Annotated in this window: 19 protein-coding genes; 6 read left to right on the top strand and 13 right to left on the bottom strand. The window is 68.9% G+C overall.

All coding sequences use genetic code 11. The features are described from left to right. Nucleotides 1-5: 5 nt before the first annotated feature. The 7 genes from rph to clpS are packed head-to-tail and all read right to left on the bottom strand — an operon-like array spanning nucleotide 6 to nucleotide 5,155. Nucleotides 6-785, bottom strand: coding sequence for a ribonuclease PH (rph, locus tag RCP80_RS07010; protein WP_308481647.1), 780 nt, complete (start codon nucleotides 783-785; stop codon nucleotides 6-8). A gap of 33 nt (nucleotides 786-818) precedes the next feature. Continuing rightward, nucleotides 819-1,598: a cyclic nucleotide-degrading phosphodiesterase gene (locus RCP80_RS07005; protein WP_308481646.1), complete on the bottom strand. Its 780-nt coding sequence runs from the start codon at nucleotides 1,596-1,598 to the stop codon at nucleotides 819-821. 58 nt (nucleotides 1,599-1,656) lie between these two features. Further along, entirely contained in the window at nucleotides 1,657-2,496 is an 840-nt protein-coding gene (gene murI, locus RCP80_RS07000; protein ID WP_308481645.1) for a glutamate racemase, read from the bottom strand. After that, entirely contained in the window at nucleotides 2,493-3,158 is a 666-nt protein-coding gene (locus RCP80_RS06995; protein WP_373693463.1) for a rhomboid family intramembrane serine protease, read from the bottom strand. The genes murI and RCP80_RS06995 overlap by 4 nt, the downstream gene beginning before the upstream one ends. Before the next feature lie 42 nt (nucleotides 3,159-3,200). After that, nucleotides 3,201-4,241 carry a P1 family peptidase gene (locus tag RCP80_RS06990; RefSeq protein ID WP_308481643.1) on the bottom strand — a complete coding sequence of 347 codons (1,041 nt, stop codon included), beginning with the start codon at nucleotides 4,239-4,241 and terminating at the stop codon, nucleotides 3,201-3,203. Continuing rightward, nucleotides 4,241-4,822: an oxidative stress transcriptional regulator AosR gene (gene aosR, locus RCP80_RS06985; protein WP_308481642.1), complete on the bottom strand. Its 582-nt coding sequence runs from the start codon at nucleotides 4,820-4,822 to the stop codon at nucleotides 4,241-4,243. The genes RCP80_RS06990 and aosR overlap by 1 nt, the downstream gene beginning before the upstream one ends. 30 nt (nucleotides 4,823-4,852) lie before the next feature. Further along, the gene (gene clpS, locus RCP80_RS06980; protein WP_308481641.1) at nucleotides 4,853-5,155 is read right to left on the bottom strand and encodes an ATP-dependent Clp protease adapter ClpS; all 303 of its coding nucleotides are present in this window, start codon (nucleotides 5,153-5,155) and stop codon (nucleotides 4,853-4,855) included. Nucleotides 5,156-5,257: 102 nt separating this feature from the next. Between clpS and RCP80_RS06975 the strand changes: the two genes are divergently transcribed. From RCP80_RS06975 to RCP80_RS06965, 3 genes are all read left to right on the top strand, one after another. Beyond that, nucleotides 5,258-6,544, top strand: a complete 1,287-nt coding sequence (locus tag RCP80_RS06975) for a nicotinate phosphoribosyltransferase (protein ID WP_308481640.1) — start codon at nucleotides 5,258-5,260, stop codon at nucleotides 6,542-6,544. 10 nt (nucleotides 6,545-6,554) lie between these two features. Next, complete coding sequence (locus RCP80_RS06970; protein ID WP_308481639.1) at nucleotides 6,555-8,603, top strand: ATP-dependent DNA helicase; 2,049 nt, start codon at nucleotides 6,555-6,557, stop codon at nucleotides 8,601-8,603. Between the two features lie 77 nt (nucleotides 8,604-8,680). Then, nucleotides 8,681-10,126: a neutral zinc metallopeptidase gene (locus RCP80_RS06965; RefSeq protein ID WP_308481638.1), complete on the top strand. Its 1,446-nt coding sequence runs from the start codon at nucleotides 8,681-8,683 to the stop codon at nucleotides 10,124-10,126. Between the two features lie 126 nt (nucleotides 10,127-10,252). Here the strand turns inward: RCP80_RS06965 and RCP80_RS06960 are convergent, their stop codons facing one another. The 3 genes from RCP80_RS06960 to glgP all read right to left on the bottom strand — a co-directional run bounded on the left by RCP80_RS06960 (nucleotide 10,253) and on the right by glgP (nucleotide 14,604). Continuing rightward, nucleotides 10,253-11,029: an MspA family porin gene (locus RCP80_RS06960; protein WP_373693462.1), complete on the bottom strand. Its 777-nt coding sequence runs from the start codon at nucleotides 11,027-11,029 to the stop codon at nucleotides 10,253-10,255. A 115-nt stretch (nucleotides 11,030-11,144) separates the two neighbouring features. Beyond that, entirely contained in the window at nucleotides 11,145-11,993 is an 849-nt protein-coding gene (locus tag RCP80_RS06955) for a Vgb family protein (protein ID WP_308482731.1), read from the bottom strand. Nucleotides 11,994-12,039: 46 nt separating this feature from the next. Then, entirely contained in the window at nucleotides 12,040-14,604 is a 2,565-nt protein-coding gene (gene glgP / locus RCP80_RS06950; protein WP_308481637.1) for an alpha-glucan family phosphorylase, read from the bottom strand. A 174-nt stretch (nucleotides 14,605-14,778) separates the two neighbouring features. Between glgP and RCP80_RS06945 the strand changes: the two genes are divergently transcribed. Both RCP80_RS06945 and glgB read left to right on the top strand, forming a co-directional pair. Continuing rightward, entirely contained in the window at nucleotides 14,779-16,851 is a 2,073-nt protein-coding gene (locus RCP80_RS06945; protein ID WP_308481636.1) for an alpha-1,4-glucan--maltose-1-phosphate maltosyltransferase, read from the top strand. Nucleotides 16,852-16,916: 65 nt separating this feature from the next. Then, nucleotides 16,917-19,127: a 1,4-alpha-glucan branching protein GlgB gene (gene glgB / locus RCP80_RS06940; RefSeq protein WP_308481635.1), complete on the top strand. Its 2,211-nt coding sequence runs from the start codon at nucleotides 16,917-16,919 to the stop codon at nucleotides 19,125-19,127. Between the two features lie 77 nt (nucleotides 19,128-19,204). Here glgB and RCP80_RS06935 read toward each other — a convergent pair whose 3' ends face one another. Genes RCP80_RS06935 through RCP80_RS06925 form a run of 3 tightly spaced genes read right to left on the bottom strand, consistent with a single transcriptional unit; the run spans nucleotide 19,205 to nucleotide 21,759 of the window. Beyond that, nucleotides 19,205-20,116 carry a tetratricopeptide repeat protein gene (locus RCP80_RS06935; RefSeq protein WP_373693461.1) on the bottom strand — a complete coding sequence of 304 codons (912 nt, stop codon included), beginning with the start codon at nucleotides 20,114-20,116 and terminating at the stop codon, nucleotides 19,205-19,207. Between the two features lie 13 nt (nucleotides 20,117-20,129). Next, nucleotides 20,130-20,528: a DUF3817 domain-containing protein gene (locus RCP80_RS06930; RefSeq protein ID WP_308481634.1), complete on the bottom strand. Its 399-nt coding sequence runs from the start codon at nucleotides 20,526-20,528 to the stop codon at nucleotides 20,130-20,132. A 49-nt stretch (nucleotides 20,529-20,577) separates the two neighbouring features. Further along, complete coding sequence (locus RCP80_RS06925) at nucleotides 20,578-21,759, bottom strand: acetyl-CoA C-acetyltransferase (RefSeq protein ID WP_308481633.1); 1,182 nt, start codon at nucleotides 21,757-21,759, stop codon at nucleotides 20,578-20,580. Nucleotides 21,760-21,844: 85 nt separating this feature from the next. Between RCP80_RS06925 and mce the strand changes: the two genes are divergently transcribed. Then, entirely contained in the window at nucleotides 21,845-22,318 is a 474-nt protein-coding gene (gene mce / locus RCP80_RS06920; protein ID WP_308481632.1) for a methylmalonyl-CoA epimerase, read from the top strand. The last annotated feature ends 62 nt before the right edge of the window (nucleotides 22,319-22,380 follow it).

Genomic DNA, 22,380 nt, shown 5'->3' with positions numbered 1-22,380 from the left:
CGGGGCTAGCTTCCGAACGCCTTCTTCGGCGCCGGGCCCTCGGGCAGCTCGCCCGGATACGGCGCCGCCAGGGCCGTCGCCTGGACCGCGAACAGCTTCTCGCAGGAGGCCATCGCGAGGTCGAGCATCTTGTCCAGCGTGGACCGTGGGAACGTCGCGCCCTCCCCGGTGCCCTGGATTTCGACCAAGGTGCCGGTGTCGGTGGCCACGACGTTCATGTCCACCTCGGCGCGCGCGTCCTCCTCGTAGGGCAGGTCGACGCGCACCCGGCCGTCGACGACGCCGACGCTGACCGCGGCGATCGCACACGACAGCGGTCGCGGATCCGACAGCTTCCCGGCCGCCCCCAGATAGGTGACGGCATCGGCCAGGGCGACGTAGGCGCCGGTGATGGCGGCGGTGCGGGTGCCACCGTCGGCCTGCAGCACATCGCAGTCGAGGGCGATGGTGTTCTCCCCCAGCGCCCGCAGATCGATGCAGGCCCGCAGCGAGCGCCCCACCAGACGGCTGATCTCCTGCGTGCGGCCGCCGAGCCGGCCCTTGACCGACTCACGGTCCGAGCGGCTGTGGGTGGCCGCGGGAAGCATCGCGTATTCGGCGGTCAGCCAGCCCAATCCGGAACCCTTCCGCCAGCGCGGCACGCCCTCGGTGACCGAGGCCGTGCACATGACCCGGGTCTGGCCGAATTCGACCAGCACCGAACCGGCCGGATGGGAGGTGAAGCCGCGGGTGATAGTTACCGGTCGCAGCTCGTCATCGGAGCGACCGTCTTCACGAGGAGACACCAGGCAACCCTAACGGTTGCCCGCCGTGCGCCGTCACCGCGTGCGGCGGACGTCGAACGTCTCGCCGGGCGCCACGGCGCGAACCGGGCCGTCGAACTCGGCCTTGGCCTCACTGATCACGTCCTCCCGCGATGTCCATGGCGGGATGTGCGTCAGCAGCAACTCCGAGACGTTGGCCTTGGCCGCGATCTGCCCCGCCTCGGTGCCGGACAGATGAACGTGCGGGGGCCGGTTGTCGGGTGCGTGGGTCCACGAGGCCTCGCAGAGGAACACATCGGCGTCGCGGGCCAACTCGACCACGGAGTCGCAGATCCCGGTGTCGCCGCTGTAGACCAGCACCGCTCCGGAGGGGTCGGTGAAGCGCATGCCGTAGGACTCGGTGGGGTGCGACACCAGCCGCGGCACGACATTGAGGCTGCCGAGCCGAACCGATTGCCCGTCGGCCCAGTGCCGGATGTCGAAGATGTCGGTGAAGTCATCGAGTTCGCCACCCTCGGGGGAACTCGCGGCGGCCAACCGTGACCACGTGTCGCCGGGGCCGTACAACTCCCCCTTACCCGGCGGCGGGTTGGGGTGATACCGCCGCCATACGAACAGCCCCGGCAAATCGAGGCAGTGGTCGGCGTGCAGATGGCTGAGCAACACGGTCACGTCGCCGGGGTCGGCGTACCGCTGCAGCGCACCCAACACCCCGCCGCCGAAGTCGATGACCAGCGGCGGCGTGTCCGGCGCGGTCAGCAGGTAACCCGAGGCGGGCGAATCCGGACCGCTGACACTGCCAGAGCAGCCCAGGACGGTGATGCGCACAGCCATTAGCTTGCCATGCCCGCCATAGCGAAAGCGAAAACATCGCGAGTTTGCGCGGCCGGCTTCACGGCGGGCTGCCGACGTGCCGGCGAACCGGCGCGACACCCGTGATGACGGGACCCAGGAACCGGGCCGCGAGCGCGGTGAACGCCTCGGGATCGCCGGTCGCCTCGAACACCCTCGTGACCGTGGACCCCGTCTCCGAGTGCGGATGCAGCAGGTCCTTCTCGGTGAGCACCCGCAGCAGGTCCTTCGCGGTCTCCTCGGCACTGGACACCAACGTCACGTTGTCCCCCATCGCCAGCTGTATCAGCCCCGACAGCAGCGGGTAATGCGTGCAGCCCAACACCAAGGTGTCCACGCCGGCGCGTTGCAGCGGTTCCAGATAGCCCTCGGCCAGCCCGAGCACCTGACGGCCGCTGGTCACGCCGCGCTCCACGAAGTCGACGAACCGCGGGCAGGCCACCGCGGTGATCTCGGTGTCCCGGGCCGCGGCGAACGCGTCCTGGTAGGCCCGGGAGGTGACGGTCGCCTGCGTCCCGATCACCCCGATGCGGCCGTTGCGGGTCGTGGCGACCGCCCGCCGCACCGCCGGCAGGATGACCTCGACGACGGGCACGTCGTAGCGTTCCCGGGCATCGCGCAGACAGGCCGAGGACGCCGTGTTGCAGGCAATCACCAAGGCCTTCACGCCGCGGTCCACCAGGTCGTCCATCACGGCCAGCGCATGCGAGCGGACCTGCGCCAGCGGCAGCGGACCATAGGGCCCGTTGCCGGTGTCGCCGACGTAGATCATGTCCTCGTCAGGCAACTGGTCGATGATTGCTCGCGCGACCGTCAGCCCGCCCACGCCGGAGTCGAAGACCCCGACCGGCGCCAACGGATTCACGACGGCCCCGCTCATGACGTCAGGTACGGCGGCCGGGTCTTGTTCAGTTTGCGCTGTTGGCGCGCGTTGCGCTCCGGGCCCGACAGCAGATACGCCGCGACCACGCCGGCGATCGCACCGCACAGATGGCCCTGCCAGGACACTCCGCCGCAGCGATCCAGCACCGGCACCGCACCCCACAGCAGGCCGCCGTAGAAGATCAGTACCGCGATGCCGATCCCGATCTCCCAGCCGTTGCGGGTGAACCAGCCGAAGATCAACAGGAACGCCAGCCAGCCGAAGATCAGCCCGGACGCACCGATGTGGACCGTGGGCAGTCCCGCACAACCGCCCATGTTGCCGATCAACCAGGTGCCGAATCCGCCGAGTACCCAGATGATCGCGGTGGCCCAGATGAAGCGGCTCAGGCCCGCGAGCGTCATCAGGAAGCCGAGCACCAGCGCGGGCACGGTGTTGGCGAGCAGGTGCCCCCAGTTGGCGTGCAGCAGCGGCGCGAAGACGATGCCCCACAGCCCGTCGGTTTCCAGCGGCCGAATGCCGTTCCGATCGAGACGATGCCCGAACAGCTGGTCGAGCAGCTCGATCACATACAGCAACGCCACGAAGGTGAGGATGGTGGCGCCGCCGACTTTCCAGGCCGGTTGCTTGCGCGGTGCGGCGCCCGGCTGTGCGGTCATGCCCATAGCTGCCCTTCTAGCGCGTCTGCGGCGTCATCCAGGCTACCCACTATCGCCGCGTCCGAAGGCGGTGGGCAGCAGGTCCCGGTAGGTCGGGATGCCGGCCAGCGATTCCGCGGCCAACACCCCGGCCAGCACGGCCTGCCCCAGCACGTCGGCTGCCGCGGCGCCGAGGGCCGCCACCAGTTTGGTCTCCGGCGACATCGACGCGGGGATGTCCGCCTCCGGCGGCACTTCCACCGCCCCGGTCGCCAGCGCAAAGACGGTGTCGCCGTCGATCGGGGTGTGCGCCGGTTTGATCGTGTGCGCCAGCCCGTCGTGGGCTGCGATGGCCAACCGTTGGCAGGCCGCCGGACTCAGCACAGCGTCGGTGGCCACGACGGCGATCGTGGTGTTCAGCGGACTGCTCTCGCGGTCCAGTGCCGCGAACGCCGCGATTTCGGCCGCCGCCGGCGGATGCAGCCCGAACTCCTCGATCAGGTGTGCCATCCACGGCAACCCGGTGCGGGGATCGAGGATGTTTCCGGCGCAGTTCACCACGACGATCGCGCCCACGGTGACACCGTTGTCCAGCGTCACCGACGCGCTGCCCAGCCCGCCCTTGAGCACGCCGGCGCGCGCGCCCACGCCCGCTCCGACGTTGCCCATGGTGCGGTCGGTGGTTGCGGCGGCGACCGCCCGGTAGCCGAAGTCGGCGTTCGGTCGGCAATCCCAGCCGCCGACCGGCAGATCGAAGATCACCGCGGCGGGCACGATGGGCACCAGGCCGCCGTCCATCGCCACGCCGCGATCGTTCTGCTCGAGCCAGGTCATCACGCCGTCGGCGGCGGCCAGACCGTAAGCGCTGCCGCCGGTGAGGACCACGGCATCGACGTAGCGAATGCTGTTCGCCGGGTCCAGCAGATCGGTCTCGCGCGACCCCGGGGCGCCACCGCGCACGTCCACCGCCCCGACGGTGCCCGGCGGGGTGAGGACCACGGTGCTCCCGCAGGCCCATCCCGATCCGAGCGTCGCGTCCGGATCGATCCGCTGGTGGTGTCCGACCAGAATGCCCGCGACGTCGGTGATCGATCCGGCCGCCATCAACTTTGTCCCATCAGTGCCAACACCAGATACTCCTGCAAGACGGTGAGCCACTGATACACGTCGAGATGGCCGGACAGCGGATGGTCGTCGGGCAGCCGATCGGGGCCGTCGGCACCGATCTCCAACATGGTGCCCAGGGCAAGACGAACGTCGTTGACCGCGGCGATCCAGGCGTTCGCCTCGTCCTCGGTCAGCTCGAAACGGCTGCCGTCAGTGGGACACGTTGACAAAATACATTGCGCCGCTTCACGTTTGGCGTTGATGATTTCCGGTTCGTGCAGGCTGCGCAGCGCCCCGTTGAGGCTCTCGGCGGCCGCCGACCCCGCCGGATGGTCGTTGTGCGGACGGAAGAAGTTCGGCAGCAACCGGTTCATGGTGGCGTCCTCCGGGGGCGCGGCGTTGCCGGTGCGCATCCCGGTGATCTGCTCGAGTTCATCGGTGGGCGCCGCGGACTCCCGCTCATCGAGCATGCCGACGATCGAGGCCACCAAATTCCGCAGCAGCGCCGCCTCATGCGCGGCCAGAGCGGAGCGGAACCGCGGACCCGCGGGGGTGTCGATCCGCTTCCACTTACGCACGCGCTATCCCCGTCGCCTCTCGCAGTGCCGTCAGCGGTCCTGCTGCATGGTGGCCCACAGGCCTGCCGCATGCAGCTTCGTGACGTCGACTTCCATGGACTCCCGGGTGCCCGACGAGACCACCGCCTTACCCTCGTTGTGGACCTGCAGCATGAGCTTCGTGGCGTGGGGTTCGGAGTAGCCGAACAGCTTCTGCAGGATGTAGGTGACGTAGTTCATCAAGTTCACCGGGTCGTCCCACACGATCGTCACCCAGGGCCGCTGGGTCGATTCGACGGTGTCGTCCTGCCGTTGACCTACCGACCCCGGCTTAGTCGGTGCTGACGCAGCCATGCGCCCCAGGATACCGCCCGGCGATTTTCGAATCACTCGTACTGGCGGCTCGGCACTGCGCTGCACACCAGCCCGTCGTCGTCTCGGCTAGCCTCTACCCCTGTGACGGTGGCGATGCTGACCGACAAATATGAACTGACGATGCTGTCCGCCGCACTGCGCGACGGCACCGCAACGCGGCGCACCAGCTTCGAGTTGTTCGCGCGCCGACTGCCGCACGGTCGGCGCTACGGCATTGTCGCGGGCACCGGCCGCTTCCTGGAAGCGCTGCAACAATTCAGGTTTGACGATGCGGCGCTGGCGACGGTATCGAAGTTCTGCGATCCGACGACGCTGGATTTCCTGCAGGACTTCACCTTCACCGGCGATGTCGACGGATACGCCGAAGGCGAGCTGTACTTCCCCAACTCCCCCGTGCTGACGGTGCACGGAACCTTCGCCGAATGTGTCCTGCTGGAGACGCTTTCGCTGTCGATCTTCAACCACGACACCGCGATCGCCTCGGCCGCCGCCCGCATGGTGAGCGCGGCGGCCGGTCGCGGGCTGATCGAGATGGGCTCGCGGCGCACCCATGAGCGCGCGGCGGTGGCCGCGGCCCGCGCGGCCTACCTTGCCGGGTTCGCCGGCACCTCCAACCTCGAGGCCGGCCGCAGCTACGGCGTGCCCGCCCTGGGTACCAGCGCGCACGCGTTCACGATGCTCTACACCGGCGCCGAGGGCCCGGACGAACTTGCGGCCTTCCGCGCGCAGGTCGCCGCGCTGGGCGTCGGCACCACGCTGCTGGTGGACACCTACGACGTCACCGCCGGTATCGCCAATGCGATCACCGCGGCGGGCCCGGGTCTCGGTGCGGTGCGTATCGACTCGGGCGACCTCGGCGTGCTGGCCCGCCAGGCCCGTCGGCAACTCGACGACCTGGGCGCGACCGACACCCGCATCGTGGTGTCCGGCGACCTCGACGAGTTCGCGATCGCCGCACTGCGTGCCGAACCCGTCGATAGCTACGGCGTGGGCACGTCGCTGGTCACCGGTTCCGGAGCGCCCACGGCCAACATGGTCTACAAACTTGTCGAGGTCGACGGGCGCCCGGTGACCAAGCGCAGCAGCAACAAGGCCTCCGCCGGCGGGGCCAAACAAGCCGCTCGGCTGGCCAAACCGTCGGGCACCATCACCGAAGAGGTGGTGTTCCCGGCGGGTCGGCCACCCCAGGACGCGGTCGACGCGCGACCGCTGACCATCCCCCTGGTGCGCGCGGGCTCGACGGTCCATGCGAGCGATCTGGCCGCCGCGCGCAAGCTGGTGACCGCCGGCCTCACCAGCCTGCCCTGGGAGGGCCTGAAGCTCTCCGATGGCGACCCGGCGATTCCCACCCGCGTCGTCGCGCCATGAGTCCACGCCGATGACCGTGGGTGAACCCGAACAGGCCGGCACGGTGGAACTGCTCGCCGAGGCCGTCGCCGCGCTCGGCGGAAGCGAACGCACCGGTCAGATCGAAATGGCCCAGGCGGTGGCGCGCGCCTTCGCCACCGGCGAGCATCTGGCGGTGCAGGCCGGCACCGGAACCGGGAAGTCGCTGGCCTACCTGGTCCCCGCGCTGGCCGCGGCGGTCTCGGCCGACCGCCACGAGTCCCAGGGCACCGTGATCGTCTCCACCGCCACCATCGCCCTACAACGTCAACTCGTGGACCGCGACCTGCCCCGGCTGGCCGAGGCGTTGACCGCCAAGCTGCCTCGCAAACCTCGCTTCGCGCTGCTCAAGGGGCGGGGAAACTACCTGTGCCTGAACAAGATCCACGGTGGCGGCACCGAGTCGGAGGCCGACGCCGCACAGGACGAGCTGTTCGAACCGTTCGCGGCCTCCGCGCTCGGGCGCGAGGTGCAACGGCTCACGGCGTGGTCGTCCGAAACCGACACCGGTGACCGCGACGAGCTCAAGCCCGGTGTCAGCGAGCGCGCCTGGTCCCAGGTCAGCGTGTCGGCCCGCGAATGCATCGGCGTGGCACGCTGTCCGTACGGCACCGACTGTTTCTCCGAGAAGGCCCGCGGCACCGCCGGTTTGGCCGATGTCGTGGTCACCAACCACGCTTTACTGTCCATCGATGCCATCGGCGATGCCGCCGTGCTGCCCGAGCACGACCTGCTGATCATCGACGAGGCCCACGAGTTGGTGGACCGGGTCACCGCGGTGGCCACCGGCGAACTGACCGCCGCGACCCTCGGGGTCGCGCACCGCCGCAGCACCAAGCTGATCGGGCCGGAGCTGTCGACCCGACTCGAGGCCGCCACCGCGACCTTCACCGCCGCGATCCACGACGCCGAGCCCGGCCGCATCGACCACCTCGACGACGAACTGGCGACCTATCTGACGGCGCTGCGCGATGCTGCACACGCCGCACGCGCGGCCATCAACCCGACCCCGGGAGATCCTCAAGCCGCCGCGGCCCGGGCCGAGGCCGTCACCTCGTTGAGCGATGTCGCCGACACCGCCACCCGGATCATCGATTCGTTCGGTCCGCCGCTGACCGACCGGATCGATGTGGTGTGGCTCGATCACGAGGACAACCGCGGGTCGGTCCGACCGGTGCTGCGGGTCGCGCCGCTGTCGGTGGCCGGCCTGCTGCGAGCCCGGCTATTCGCCACCACCACAACGGTATTGACCTCGGCAACGCTGACCGTCGGCGGCACCTTCGATTCGATGGCCGCCGCCTGGGGCCTGACCCGGGCGCCGAGCCAGGATCCCGACAACACCCCGGCGCCCACCGTGCCCCAATGGCGCGGGATCGACGTCGGGTCCCCGTTCGAGCACCACAAGGCCGGCATCCTTTACGTCGCGAAGAAGCTGCCACCACCGGGGCGCGACGGCACCGGCACCGCAGAACAGCTCACCGAGATCGAAGACCTGATCACCGCCATCGGCGGTCGCACTCTGGGCCTGTTCTCCTCGATGCGCGCGGCCCGCGCGGCGGCCGAGGCCATGCGCGAGCGGTTGAGCACCCCCGTGCTGTGTCAGGGCGAGGAGTCGACCTCGACACTGATCGAACAGTTCGCCGCCGATGAGGCCACCTCGCTGTTCGGCACGCTGTCGCTGTGGCAGGGCGTGGACGTGCCGGGCCCGTCACTGTCGCTGGTACTCATCGACCGGATCCCGTTTCCGCGGCCGGACGACCCGCTGTTGACGGCACGTCAACGCTCGATCGCGGCGCGGGGCGGCAACGGCTTCATGGCGGTCTCGGCCTCCCACGCGGCGCTGCTGCTGGCACAGGGCACGGGGCGATTGCTGCGCCGGGCCGATGACCGCGGAGTGATCGCGGTGCTGGACTCGAGGATGGCCACGGCCCGCTACGCCGGATATCTGCGGGCGTCGTTGCCACCGTTCTGGTCGACCACCGACCCCGCCGCGGTGCGGCAGGCGCTGACGCGACTGCGGACGACGCTGGACGGCAAGTGAGCCGTCAGAACCGGCCCGGACCCTTATCCTGATCCCACGGGGGCGCCTGCTCCTAGGGGGTCGGAGGTAGCGCCAGTATGCCGAGGCTGGGCCTGGTGGGTGCGGTCATGGGCGCAACGCTGCTGCTCGCGGCGTGCTCGACGACCGTTCAGGGCGCACCGGTGTCGGTGTTCGCCGATCCGTTCAAGGTCGCCGGCATGCAGGCCGTAGACGGGCCCACGGGTCTGCGTGAGGGCATCGAGCGCAATGGCCGCAAGGTGCAGCAATCCGACGGCGGCGCCATCGACGCGATCGGCGGCCAGGCCATCGCCGACATCGAGGAGTTCTGGGCGGACGCCTACGGAACCGCGTTCCCGGGGCGTACTTTTCGTCCCGTCGACGCGTTGCTGTCATGGGACGCGGCGGACTACGCGGGCGACTTCTGTGGCGGCGACACCTACGGCTTCGTCAACGCGGCCTTCTGCCCGATCGACAACACCATCGGCTGGGACCGCGGGGTGTTGCTACCCGCGCTGCAGCAGGCCCACGGCGATATGGCGATCACCATGGTGCTCACACACGAATACGGGCACTCGATCCAAAAGCAGGCCCGGATCACCAAGCGCGGCACCTCGACGTTGGTGGCCGAGCAGCAGGCGGACTGTTACGCCGGGGCCTACATGCGCTGGGTCGCCGAAGACCATTCCGATCGCTTCACGCTGAGCACGGGTGACGGGCTGAACACTCTGCTCGCCGGGATGATCACGTTTCGCGATCCGCTGCTGTCCGCGGACGACTTCGTCGACCCCGACGGCATCGACGAACACGGCTCGGCGTTCGAACGAATTTCGGCGTTCCAGTTCGGTTTCACCGACGGGGTCGCGGCGTGTCGGTCCATCGATGCCAAGGAGATCGCGCAGCGCCGTGGGGATCTACCGGTGGCGTTGCAGCAGGGTGAGACCGGCGAGTGGGCCGTGTCCGAGGAGTCGGTGCGCTCGTTCATCGACGCGTTGAACATGAAGTTCGACCCGACTCCGCCACCGCAGCTGCGCTTCGGCGCCGAAGCGCCCGCGTGCCCGGACGCCCGGCCCAGCCCGCCGGCGTCGTATTGCCCGGGCACCAACACCATCACCGTCGACCTGGACGGTCTCGCCGAGATGGGCTCCGGTGCTGAGGAATTCGGCCCAGCGGCGCCGTTGTCGGGCGACAACTCGGCGTACTCGGTGCTGGTCTCGCGCTACATGCTGGCCCTGCAGCAGGCGCACGGCGGATTGGCGCTCGACACCGCTGAAGCCGCGCTGCGCACCGCCTGCCTCACCGGGGTGGCCACCACGATCCTGACGCAGCGGGTCCGCACCCCCGACGGCGACACGATCGCGCTGACCGCCGGCGATCTCGACGAGGCGGTGGCCGGCCTGCTCAGCAACGGCCTGGCCGCCAGCGATGTCAACGGCGAATCGGTGCCCTCCGGGTTCTCCCGGATCGACGCCTTCCGCACCGGTGTGCTCGGCGATCAGGACCGCTGCCTCAAGCGCTTCCCCTGAGACTGCCCGGTCCACATCGAGATTGCGCTGATGGCGCCGGGGTTGTAGTGACGGCGATAGTCCCGCCACATTCTCGCCGCAGCCGCAATGTCGGCGCCCAGCCTGCAATCTCGAGGGAGCGCGTTGTCAGACCTTTTTCACCGTGCCGTAGTAGGCCTGGATGGCGTCGGAGACATCCGTCGACCGGGTCAGCACCGCATACGAGCGGATGAACGATTCGCCGAGGCAGCCGTCGATCTTGACCTGGAAGCCGTTGATGGAGACCCAGGGGTCGGCGCCTTTGTACTCCTTTTTGTTCACCGGAATGATGTGGATGATCCCCGGTTTGAGACCGACCGCAATGCCGCCGCTGACCGGGGTGGACAGCACCGGCGCGATCCCGTCGACCCCGAGTCCCGCGGCGTCGATGCCCAGCAGACCGATCGAGGGCGTGATGCCCACGCTGCCGGTCAGCGTGACGCCGTTGGACGTGCTCATGTCGATTCCGCACCCGATGTGGTAGCCGACCTCGAGCACGCCTTCGGGGGGCTCCCCCTCGCCCCCAGGTCCGGTTGCCGAACCGTTGAAGACCCCGGCGACCTCGTAGCTCCGCGAGGACAGCGCGGTGGTCAACGGGGGCACCGCACGCAGGGTCTCGTCCTTGGCACCGACGGTGAGGGTCCAGCCGTCGGGCGACTCCGAAGTGGCGGGCGGCGCGGACTCGATCACGGCCTCGTCGACAGGCGGCGGTGCGCCCGGATCCACCGGTACCGCAGCCGGATCCGCTCCGGGATCGGCCGGGGCGGCCGCGGCCACGGCGTCGACGGGCTCGGGCGCCGGCTCCGGATCCGCACCCGCCACCGGGGCGGTCCAGACCAACAGCAGACCCGCCGCCACGGCGGCGAAGCGACGACCAACGATCACGATGCAGCCTCTCCTGGGGCCCCAGCGTGCTCCGTCGCCCCGATGCGACGACAAGTGAAGCCCCTTTCGGGAACTTACCTCCCCGCGCGATGCGTCCCGGCAAGCACATCGGAGTTCAACTGGGCAGGCGCGAGACAAAGCCACTTTCGAGCGCCACCCACAGCGCACCTTCGGAGCCGATCGCCATCCCGTGCGGTTCGCTGCCCGCCGGCAGGTCGAAGGTCATCACCTCGCCGTCGGCGCTGACCCGGGCCAGCTGATCGCTGCCCCACAGGCTGACCCACACGCCGCCGGCCGGATCGGCCACCACCGCGTGCGGCTTGCCGGGCATGTCGAGTTCCTGGATGGCCTCGTCCAGGGGGATGCGCCCGAGCTTCTCGGCGACGATCTGGGTGAACCACACGGAGTCGTCGTGCGTGGTGGCAATCCCGACCGGGCCCGCGTTGGGGGTGGGCAACCTGCGCACCGTGAGCTCACCGCTGAGGTCGAGCCGTCCGATCGCGTTGCCCTGGTTGAGGGTGAACCACACGGCATTGTCCGGCCCGCTGACGATCATCGACGGCATCCCGCCGGTGGCCTGCTCGATGGAGAGTTCACCGTCGACCGTGATGCGACCGACGGTCCCCGCGGCCATGTCGGTGAACCAGAGGCAGCCGTCGGGACCATTGGTGATCCCGTACGGGGCACTGCCTTCGCCCAGCACATATTCGCTGCACTGGCCGTCGACGGTGATCCGGCCGATGCGCCCGTCCCCGGCGCGGGTGAACCACAGCGCGCCGTCGGAGCCCGCGGTGATTATGGACGGCTTGGCCTCCGGGGCCACCGGGAACACGTCGACGGCGCCGTCCTGGCCGATCCGGGCGATCTCCCCGCTGTGGGGCAGCGTCACCCACATCCGGTCGTCGGGCCCCGCGGCCAACGCATACGGCCCGCCCGGCAGTGCCACCGTCAGTGCATCGCTGATGTCTGGACTCCTCGTCGCTGATGGTCCTCGCTTCTCGTCCCGGTGCTCACGCCAGCGTGACCAGGCCGAGTTCGTTGTCGCCGGACAGCAGTTCGTGGCACGGCATCACCCGGACGGTGTAGCCGACCGAGCCTGCGACCGGCAGCGCGGCGGTGGTGGTGAACACCTCGCCACCCTCGCCGGGGCCGGTGTGGGTCATCGGCACGGTGACCGGGTCCAGCAACGCGTCGGTGCCGTCGACCCGGCCCAGCACGGCCTGGACGTCGACCTCGTCGGGGCGCAGCCCCGCCAGGTGCACGGTCGCGGTCAGGGTCAACTCCGATCCCAGCACAGGGGTGTCGGGCAACCCGGTGGCGTCGACATCGGTGATGGCGATCTGTGGCCACGCCGCCTCGACCCGCGCCCGGTAGGCGGTCAGCTCCCTGGCCGGCTCGTATGACGTGCCGACGGTGCGCCGGAACGATTGCGCCGCCGGCGTGTAGTACTGCTCGGTGTAATCGCGCACCATTCGCGACGCCAGCACCTTGGGGCCGAGGATCTGCAGCGTGTGCCGGACCATCTCGATCCAACGCGTCGGTACCCCGGCGTCGTCGCGGTCGTAGAAGTTCGTCGTGACCGAGGTGCTCAGCAGGTCATAGAGCGCGGCGGCCTCTAGATCGTCGCGACGGGCCTCGTCGGTCACGCCGGCGGCGGTCGGGATCTCCCAGCCGTTCTGGCCGTCGTACCACTCGTCCCACCAGCCGTCGCGGATCGACAGGTTCAAGCCGCCGTTGAGCGCGCTCTTCATCCCCGAGGTCCCGCATGCCTCCAGCGGCCGCAGCGGGTTGTTCAACCACACATCGCAGCCCCAGTAGAGCAACCGCGCCATCGACATGTCGTAGTCGGGCAGGAACGCGATGCGGTGCCGCACCTCGGGCCGATCGGCGAAGCGCACGATCTGCTGGATCAATGCCTTGCCGCCGTCGTCGGCGGGGTGTGATTTCCCCGCGACGATCAGCTGCACGGGCCTGCTCTCATCGAGCAGCAACGCCTCCAGCCGCTCGGGGTCGCGCAACATCAACGTCAACCGCTTGTAGGTGGGCACCCGCCGCGCGAACCCGATGGTCAACACGTCCTTGTCGAAGGCCGTCGCGATCCAGCCGAGTTCGGCGTCGGTCGCACCGCGTTCCAGGCACGAGCTGCGCAGCCGCGCCCGGACGTCCTCGACGAGCAGCGCGCGCAACTCCGAACGGATCTGCCACAGCCGGCTCGCATCGACCTGCTGGACGCGCAACCAGGTGTTGGGGTCGGTCATCGAGTCGTCGCCGGCCAACTCGCGCGCGAGGTCGATCCACTGCGGGGCGGCCCAGGTGGGGGCGTGCACGCCGTTGGTCACCGAGCCGATGGGAACCTCGCCGCGGTCGAAGCCCGGCCACAATGCACTGAACATCGACCGGCTGACCTCGCCGTGCAGCAGCGAGACGCCGTTGGCGCGTTGCGCCAGTCGCAGCCCCATGTGAGCCATGTTGAACACGGCCGGATCGTCCTCGTTGCCGAACTCGATGACCCGATCCAGCGGAACCCCCGGCAGCAGCGGGTTCGGTCGGTCGTCGGCGAAATACCGCCGCACCATCTCGGTCGGGAAGCGATCGATGCCGGCGGGCACCGGGGTATGCGTGGTGAACACCGTGCTCGCCCGGACCACCGTCAGCGCGGTGTCGAAATCCAGTCCCGAGGACGCGATGTACTCGCGGATCCGCTCGACCCCGAGGAAACCGGCGTGGCCCTCGTTCATGTGGAAGACCTCGGGGGCCGGCAAACCCTCGATCTCGGTGTACGCGCGGACGGCCCGGATGCCGCCGATGCCGGCGAGGATCTCCTGCTTGATCCGGTGCTCCTGGTCACCGCCGTAGAGCCGGTCGGTCACCCCGCGCATGTCGTGCTCGTTCTCTGGGATGTCGGAGTCGAGCAGCAGCAGCGGCACGCGTCCGATCTGCGCCACCCAGATCCGGGCCCGCAGCTGGGCGCCGGCCGGCATCGTCAGGTCGACGAGCGCGGGACTGCCCGCGGCGTCGGTGAGCAGCCGCAACGGCAGCCCGTGCGGATCCAGTGACGGGTAGGTCTCGTGCTGCCAGCCCTCGGCGGTCAGCGACTGCCGGAAGTAGCCCGACCGGTACAGCAGGCCGACGGCGATCAGCGGCAAACCCAGATCGGACGCCGATTTGAGGTGGTCCCCGGCCAGGATGCCGAGCCCGCCGGAGTAGTTCGGCAGCACGGTGGCGACCCCGAACTCCATCGAGAAATAGGCGATGCCGGTCGGCACGGTCTCGGCCGGCTGCTGCTGGTACCACAGCGGCCGGGTCAGATAGTGCTCGAGATCACCGGCCAAGGCGTCCAGCCGAGCGACGAATTCGTCGTCGCGGGCGAGTTCGTCGAGGCGCTGGGGGCGCACCGCGCCCAGCAGTGCCACCGGGTCGCCGCCGGACTCGCCCCACAGACCGGGATCGATGGTGGCGAACAGGTCTTGAGTGGGTTTGTCCCACGACCAGCGCAGGTTGGTCGACAGCTGGGCGAGGGCAGCCAACCGCTGCGGCAGGTGCACGCGGACGGTAAACCGGCGGAGAGCTTTCACGCATCGATACCTTACTGACATTTCGGGGACCTGCACTTTCGTCGGCGAGCGCTTAGCTCCCCACCGCCCCCGGCGACCACTACGGTGTGAAGTACGCGCGAAGTGGTTAAAACCAAGACCAACAGGCACAGTGCAGAACCGACGGTCGCCGCCTACACATTGAGGAGCGCTTGAGTGTCCGGTCGCATCGAGATCGACGATGTCGCGCCCGCAGTATCCGGTGGCAGATTCCCGGCCAAGGCGGTGGTCGGCGAGGTGGTCCCGGTCAGCGCGACGGTGTGGCGGGAAGGCCACGACGCGGTCGCGGCAACGCTGGTGGTCCGCTACCACGGGGCCAACTACCCGGCCCTGGTGACCGGTCCGGTCCCGGCCGTGGGCGCCGGGACGGGTCCCACCGCCGCCGGGCCCCGGCGCAAACCACAGGCGCTGCCGATGGCGGCCGGGCCCAACCCCGACGTGGTGCACGGCCAGTTCGTCCCCGACGAGGTCGGCCTGTGGACGTTCCGGGTCGACGGGTGGGGCGATCCGACGACCACCTGGCGCCACGCCGTGGTCGCCAAGCTCGAAGCCGGGCAGGGTGAGGCCGAGCTGTCCAATGATCTGCTCGTGGGCGCCCAACTGCTGGACCGCGCCGCAACCGGCGTGCCGCGTCAGCTGCGCGCCCCGCTGGCCGAGGCCGCCGCCGCCCTGCGCGAGCCCGGCGACCCCACCGAGCGCGCCGCACGCGCACTTTCCGACGAGGTCAGTGCGTTGCTCGCGCAATACCCGCTGCGCGAATTGGTCACCCGCGGTGCACAATTCGGCGTGTGGGTGGACCGACCCGGCGCGCGCTTCGCGGCCTGGTACGAAATGTTTCCCCGGTCGACGGGCGGCTGGGACGCCGACGGACGGCCCGTGCACGGCACGTTCACCACCGCCACCAAGGCGCTGGGCCGGATCGCCCGGATGGGCTTCGATGTGGTGTACCTGCCGCCCATCCATCCGATCGGCAAGGTGCATCGTAAGGGCCGCAACAACACCGTGACCGCAGCACCCGGTGATGTCGGCTCGCCATGGGCGATCGGCAGCCACGAGGGTGGACACGATGCCGTGCACCCCGATCTCGGCACCATCGACGACTTCGACGAGTTCGTCTCCGCGGCCGGGGATCTCGGCCTGGAGGTGGCCCTGGACCTGGCGCTGCAGTGCGCACCGGATCATCCGTGGGCCGTCGAGCACCGACAGTGGTTCACCGAGTTGCCCGACGGCACCATCGCGTACGCGGAGAACCCGCCGAAGAAGTACCAGGACATCTACCCGCTGAACTTCGACAACGACCCGGCCGGGCTCTACGCCGAAGTGCTGCGCGTGGTGGCCCATTGGATTGCCCACGGGGTCAAGATCTTCCGGGTCGACAATCCGCACACCAAGCCGCCGAACTTCTGGGCCTGGCTGATCGCCGAGGCCAAGCGGATCGATCCCGATGTGCTGTTCCTGTCGGAGGCGTTCACCCGCCCGGCCCGGCTCTACGGGCTGGCCAAGCTGGGGTTCACCCAGTCCTACAGCTATTTCACCTGGCGGACCGCGAAGTGGGAGCTCACCGAGTTCGGCAACGAGATCGCGCAGTTTGCCGACGTGGCGCGCCCCAACCTGTTCGTCAACACCCCGGACATCCTGCACGCGAGCCTGCAGCACGGCGGCCCGGGGATGTTCGCCATCCGGGCGGTGCTGGCCTCGACGCTGAGTCCGCTGTGGGGTGTCTACTCCGGTTTCGAACTCTTCGAGAACCAGCCCGTGCGCGAGGGCAGCGAGGAGTACCTGGACTCCGAGAAGTACGAACTGCGCCCCCGCGATTTCGAGCGCGCGCTGGCCGAGGGTCGTTCGCTCGAGCCGTTCATCACCCAACTGAACGAGATCCGGCGATTGCATCCCGCGCTGCGGGAGGTGCGCAACATCACGTTCCATCACATCGAGAACGACGCCCTGCTGGCCTACAGCAAGTTCGACCCGATCAGCGGCGACTGCGTGCTCGTGGTGGTGACCCTCAACCCGTTCGGGCCCGAGGACGGCACGCTGTGGTTGGACATGGGCGCGCTGGGTATGCAGGCCTACGACCGGTTCTGGGTACGCGATGAGATCAGCGGAGAGGAGTATCAGTGGGGTCAGGCGAATTACGTTCGACTCGACCCGGCAAAGGCGGTCGCGCACGTCGTGAACATGCCGCTGCTCTCCCCGGAAGCCCGCAGGACGCTGCTGCGTCGCGAGTGACGGGCGCCGCGGGAGGCGTCGCGCCGGGAGCCACCGCCGGCGACGACACGGAGAGGACAGGGCCGATGACCGGTACCAACGTGGCGAGCAAGCACCTGGCGCCGGACCCCGCGGATCTGCATCGCCTGGTCGACGGGACCCACCACGACCCCCATTCGGTCCTCGGCGCCCACGAGTTCGGCGATCACACCGTCATCCGGGCCTACCGGCCGCACGCCACCCGGGTGAGCGCGCTCATCGGTGGTCGGCAGTACCCGTTGCAGCCCATCGACTCGGGCCTGTTCGCCGTCGCGCTGCCGTTCGTCGACCTGATGGACTACCGGTTGGAGATCGGCTACCCGACCCACGACGGCGGCGTCATCGATCTGACGGTGGCCGACGGCTACCGGTTCCTGCCCACCCTCGGCGAGGTCGATCTGCATCTGTTCGCCGAGGGCCGTCACGAGCGGCTGTGGGAAGTCCTCGGCGCGCATCCGCGCTCGTTCGAGACCCCCGACGGCACCGTCGCGGGCGTGTCGTTTGCGGTGTGGGCGCCGAATGCCAAGGGCGTGAGCCTCATCGGTGACTTCAATCATTGGGACGGCACCGAGGCGCCCATGCGGGTGCTCGGTTCGACGGGGGTCTGGGAACTGTTCTGGCCCGGCTTTCCCGCCGACGGGCTGTACAAATTCCGCATTCACGGGGCCGACGGCAGCGTGTCTGACCGCGCCGATCCCATGGCGTTCGCCACCGAGATCCCCCCGCAGACCGCCTCGCGGGTGTTCGTCAGCGACTACCGCTGGGCCGACGATGCTTGGTGCACGAAGCGCGCGGCGACCAATCCGGTGTTCGAGCCCATGAGCACCATCGAGGTACACCTCGGGTCCTGGCGGCCGGGGCTGCCGTATCGCGAGCTCGCGGATCAGCTCACCGAATACGTGGTGGACCAGGGGTTCACCCATGTCGAGCTGTTGCCGGTCGCCGAGCACCCGTTCGGCGGGTCATGGGGGTATCAGGTCACCTCGTACTACGCGCCGACCTCGCGGTTCGGCTCGCCCGACGAGTTCCGCTATCTCGTGGATCGGCTGCACCAGGCCGGCATCGGCGTCCTCGTCGACTGGGTGCCGGCCCACTTCCCCAAGGACGCCTGGGCACTCGGCCGTTTTGACGGCACCCCGCTGTATGAGCACGCCGACCCGCGCCGCGGCGAGCAACTCGACTGGGGCACCTACGTTTTCGACTTCGGACGTCCCGAGGTGCGCAACTTCCTGGTGGCCAATGCGTTGTTCTGGCTGCAGGAGTTCCACATCGACGGCCTGCGGGTCGACGCCGTGGCCTCGATGCTGTACCTCGATTATTCGCGACCGGATGGCGACTGGACGCCCAACATCTACGGCGGCCGGGAGAACCTGGAGGCGGTGCAGTTCCTGCAGGAGATGAACGCCACGGTGCACAAGACCGCCCCCGGGATCGTCACCATTGCCGAGGAGTCCACGTCCTGGCCCGGTGTCACCCGTCCGACCAGCCTTGGCGGCCTTGGGTTTTCGATGAAGTGGAATATGGGTTGGATGAACGACACGCTGGACTACATCAGTCGTGATCCGATTTATCGCAGCTACCACCATCACGAGATGACGTTCTCGATGCTCTACGCGTTCAGCGAGAACTACGTGCTGCCGATCAGCCACGACGAAGTGGTGCACGGCAAGGGCACGCTGTGGACCAGGATGCCGGGCGACGATCATGCCAAGGCGGCCGGGCTGCGCAGTCTGCTGGCCTACCAGTGGGCGCACCCGGGCAAGCAGTTGCTGTTCATGGGCCAGGAGTTCGGCCAGCGCGCGGAGTGGTCCGAGGAACGCGGCGTGGACTGGTTCCAGCTCGACGAGAACAGTTTCTCAACCGGTATCCAGCAGCTGGTGCGCGACATGAACGGCATCTACCAGGCCACGCCGTCGTTGTGGAGCCAGGACACCAAGCCCGAGGGTTACTCGTGGATCGATGCCAACGACTCGGGCAACAACGTGCTGAGCTTCCTGCGGTTCGGCGCCGACGGATCCGTGTTGGCCTGCGTGTTCAACTTCTCGGGCACCGAGCACGGCAGCTACCGCCTGGGACTGCCGCACGCCGGGCGGTGGCGCGAGGTGCTCAACACCGACGCCACCAGCTATCACGGGGCGGGTGCGGGCAACCTCGGCGGTGTGGACGCCACCGCCGAGCCCTGGCACGGCCGCCCCGCCTCGGCGGTCCTGGTCCTGCCCGCCAACTCCGCCCTCTGGTTCGCCCCCGCCGCCCCGTAACGCCCAAACTCACCACTGGGCCGGTTTGTGCGAGTACTTTCCGGCAAACCGTCGATCTCGGCGGGTTGCGGGTTGGCTCAGAACAGCGCGTTGGCCAGGTTGCGCCGGCCGGCGATCACCTCGGGGTCCGCGGGGTCGAACAACTCGAAGAGCTCCACCAGCCGTGCGCGGACGGTGCCGCGTTCGTCGCCGGCGGTGCGCTTGACCAACGCGATCAGGCGGTCGAACGCCCCGCTGACGTCCTGATTGAGTACCTGGACATCGGCGGCCGCGAAGGCGGCCTCGATGTTGGACGGGTCAGCGTCGGCCACCGCGATCGCGTCGGGCTGCTGGCCGCTGGCGCGGATCAGGAAGCCGACCTGCCGCACGGCGCCGGCCGCTTCGGTGTTACCGGGCTCGTTGGCGAGGATCGCTTCGTAGGCGGCCTTGGCCTCCTCGAGGTTCCCCGCGTCGAGATGTTCGCGCGCGGCTGCCACCGCGGGATCGACCTGTTCGGCCTCCTCGGCTCCGGCGCCGCCGGACAACTTGCCCGCGGTGGCGTCGAGCAACGAGTCGACCCACAGGCGCAACTGCTCGGGCGGCTGCATGCCCTCGAAGTTCGACAACGGCTGACCCGCGGCCAGCGCGACGACAGTCGGGATCTTCTGCACGCCGAAGGCCTGCGCCACCCGGGGCGTGGTGTCGACATTGACCGTCGCCACGACCCACTTGCCGTTGTCCTGGTCGGCCAACGCCCCGAGGGTCTCGGCGAGTTGCACCGAAGCCTCGCTGCGAGGCGTCCAGAGGACCACCACCACGGGCACCTCGCCCGAGCGGATCAGCGCCTCGGCCTCGAAGTTGGCTTCGGTGATTTCGACGGCGCCCGGGATGTTCAGCTCCGCGGCACCAGCCGCGGCTGCCGGACCTGCCGGGCGCTTCAGAGCGGAGAGGTCGACGGCACCGGCCATAGAGGCCGCCGCCGCAAGTCGGGAGGGATCTGGGCGTGTCACGCCGACAAGTCTGTCACGCCGTCTCGGATGCCGGTCGGGCTGTCGCCGTCCCGAATGTGGAACCCCCCGGCGCGTGCTGGACCTCCCCCAGCTTTCCCGTGCGATCGGCCCATATGACAAAAATCACAGTGGCCAGCGGCAGGATGCTCGCCAGCAACGCCAGCAACCAGGTCACCGGCGACCACTTGAAGGCGAAACCGGCCAGCACCGCCGCGGCCAGGAACGCGACGAAGACCGCCCCGTGCGCGGGTCCGAAGATCTTGACCCCGAGTTCGGTACGAGGCGTACCCAGGTACTTGAAGTACATCCCGAGCAGCAGCCCTACCCAGCTGACGGCCTCGGCCAGCGCCACCAACCGAAACCGTCCGGCCGTCGTCCGGAGATCAAAATTGCCAGTCGTCGCAGAGTTCACACCAGACATTGTGCCCAATGCGGAGCCCAGCTACTACTGCGTGTAGTTGTCAGCCGGCCCGCAGCACCAACGCGTCACCCTGGCCGCCGGCACCGCACAGCGCGGCAACGCCGTACCCGGCGCCGCGCCGCTTGAGCTCGAGTGCGACGTGCAGCGCGATCCGAGCGCCGGACATCCCAATCGGGTGCCCGACGGCGATCGCACCGCCGTTGACGTTCACCTTCTCCGGGTCGACGCCGAGTTCCTTGGTCGAGGCCAGCGAGACCGCCGAGAACGCCTCGTTGATCTCGATCACGTCCAGCTGGTCGACGCCGATCCCCTCGCGGGCGATGGCCTTCTTGATGGCATTGGCCGGCTGCGACTGCAGGGTGGAGTCCGGGCCGGCGACGACGCCGTGGGCACCGATCTCGCACAGCCAGTCCAGGCCCAGCTCGGTCGCCTTGGCCTTGCTCATCACGACCACCGCACAGGCACCGTCGGAGATCTGCGACGCCGAGCCCGCGGTGATGGTGCCGTCCTTGCGGAAGGCTGGCCGCAGGCCGCTGAGCGACTCCGCGGTGGTGTTGCCGCGGATGCCCTCATCCTCGCTGAACTCGATCGGATCGCCCTTGCGCTGCGGAATCTGCACCGACACCACCTCGTCGGCAAACACCCCGTCCTTCCACGCAGCGGCCGCCTTCTGGTGGCTCTGGGCCGCGTATTCGTCCTGCTCAGCGCGGGTGAACTGGTCGGCGTCGTTGCGTTGCTCGGTCAGTGCCCCCATCGGCTGATCGGTGAACACATCGTGCAGTCCGTCGTAGGCCAGGTGGTCCTTGACCACGACGTCGCCGTACTTGTAGCCGGCGCGCGAGTCGAGCAGCAGGTGCGGCGCCTGGGTCATGGACTCCTGGCCGCCCGCGACCACCACGTCGAACTCGCCGGCGCGGATCAGCTGGTCGGCCATGGCGATGGCGTTGATGCCGGACAGACACATCTTGTTGATCGAGAGCGCCGGCACATCCCACGGGATGCCCGCGCCGACGGCGGACTGGCGCGCGGGCATCTGGCCGGCACCCGCGGTGAGCACCTGACCCATGATCACGTACTGCACGGCCGAGGGCTCGACGCCGGCCTTCTCCAGCGCACCCTTGATCGCGATGGCGCCGAGGTCGGAGCCCGAGAAGTCCTTCAGCGCTCCGGAGAGCTTGCCGATCGGCGTGCGGGCTCCGGCAACGATTACAGACGTCGTCATGACTACCTCCAAGGCAAGGGGTGCGCCCAGGTCGCTGTGACCTGGCGCATAGGCGCAATTGTCGTCACTAGGTTACCGTTACGTTATGACGACCGACCAGGCTGATACCCGTCCCGTCCTCGCCAGCGCGCTGGTGACGGGAGTTGATCATGTCGGTATCGCCGTGCCGGATCTCGAGGTCGCCAAGAAGTGGTATCACGACCACCTCGGCATGATCGTGCTGCACGAAGAGGTCAACGAGGAGCAGGGCATCGTCGAGGCCATGCTGAGCGTGCGCGGTGCCCCGGTCGGCAGCGCCCAGCTCCAGCTGATGGCCCCGATCGACGAGACCTCGACCATTGCGAAGTTCCTGGACAAGCGCGGCCCCGGCCTGCAGCAGTTGGCCTACCGGACCAGCGACATCGACGCCTTGTCGGAGCGCCTGCGGGACCAGGGCGTGCGACTGCTCTACGACGCGCCCAAGCGCGGCACCTCGGATTCCCGGATCAACTTCATCCACCCCAAGGATGGCGGCGGCGTGCTGATCGAACTGGTCGAGCCGGCCGCCAACGCGCACTGACGGATCAGTTGCCGCCCGGCCTCTCCCTCGCGGAACTACACCGCTCGTCGAACCGGACGGAT

The organism is Mycolicibacterium sp. MU0053 (assembly GCF_963378095.1).
In the GTDB taxonomy this organism is placed as follows: domain Bacteria; phylum Actinomycetota; class Actinomycetes; order Mycobacteriales; family Mycobacteriaceae; genus Mycobacterium; species Mycobacterium burgundiense.
Note: the sequence above shows the minus strand (reverse complement) of the source record. Positions and strands in the feature narration are given on the sequence as shown.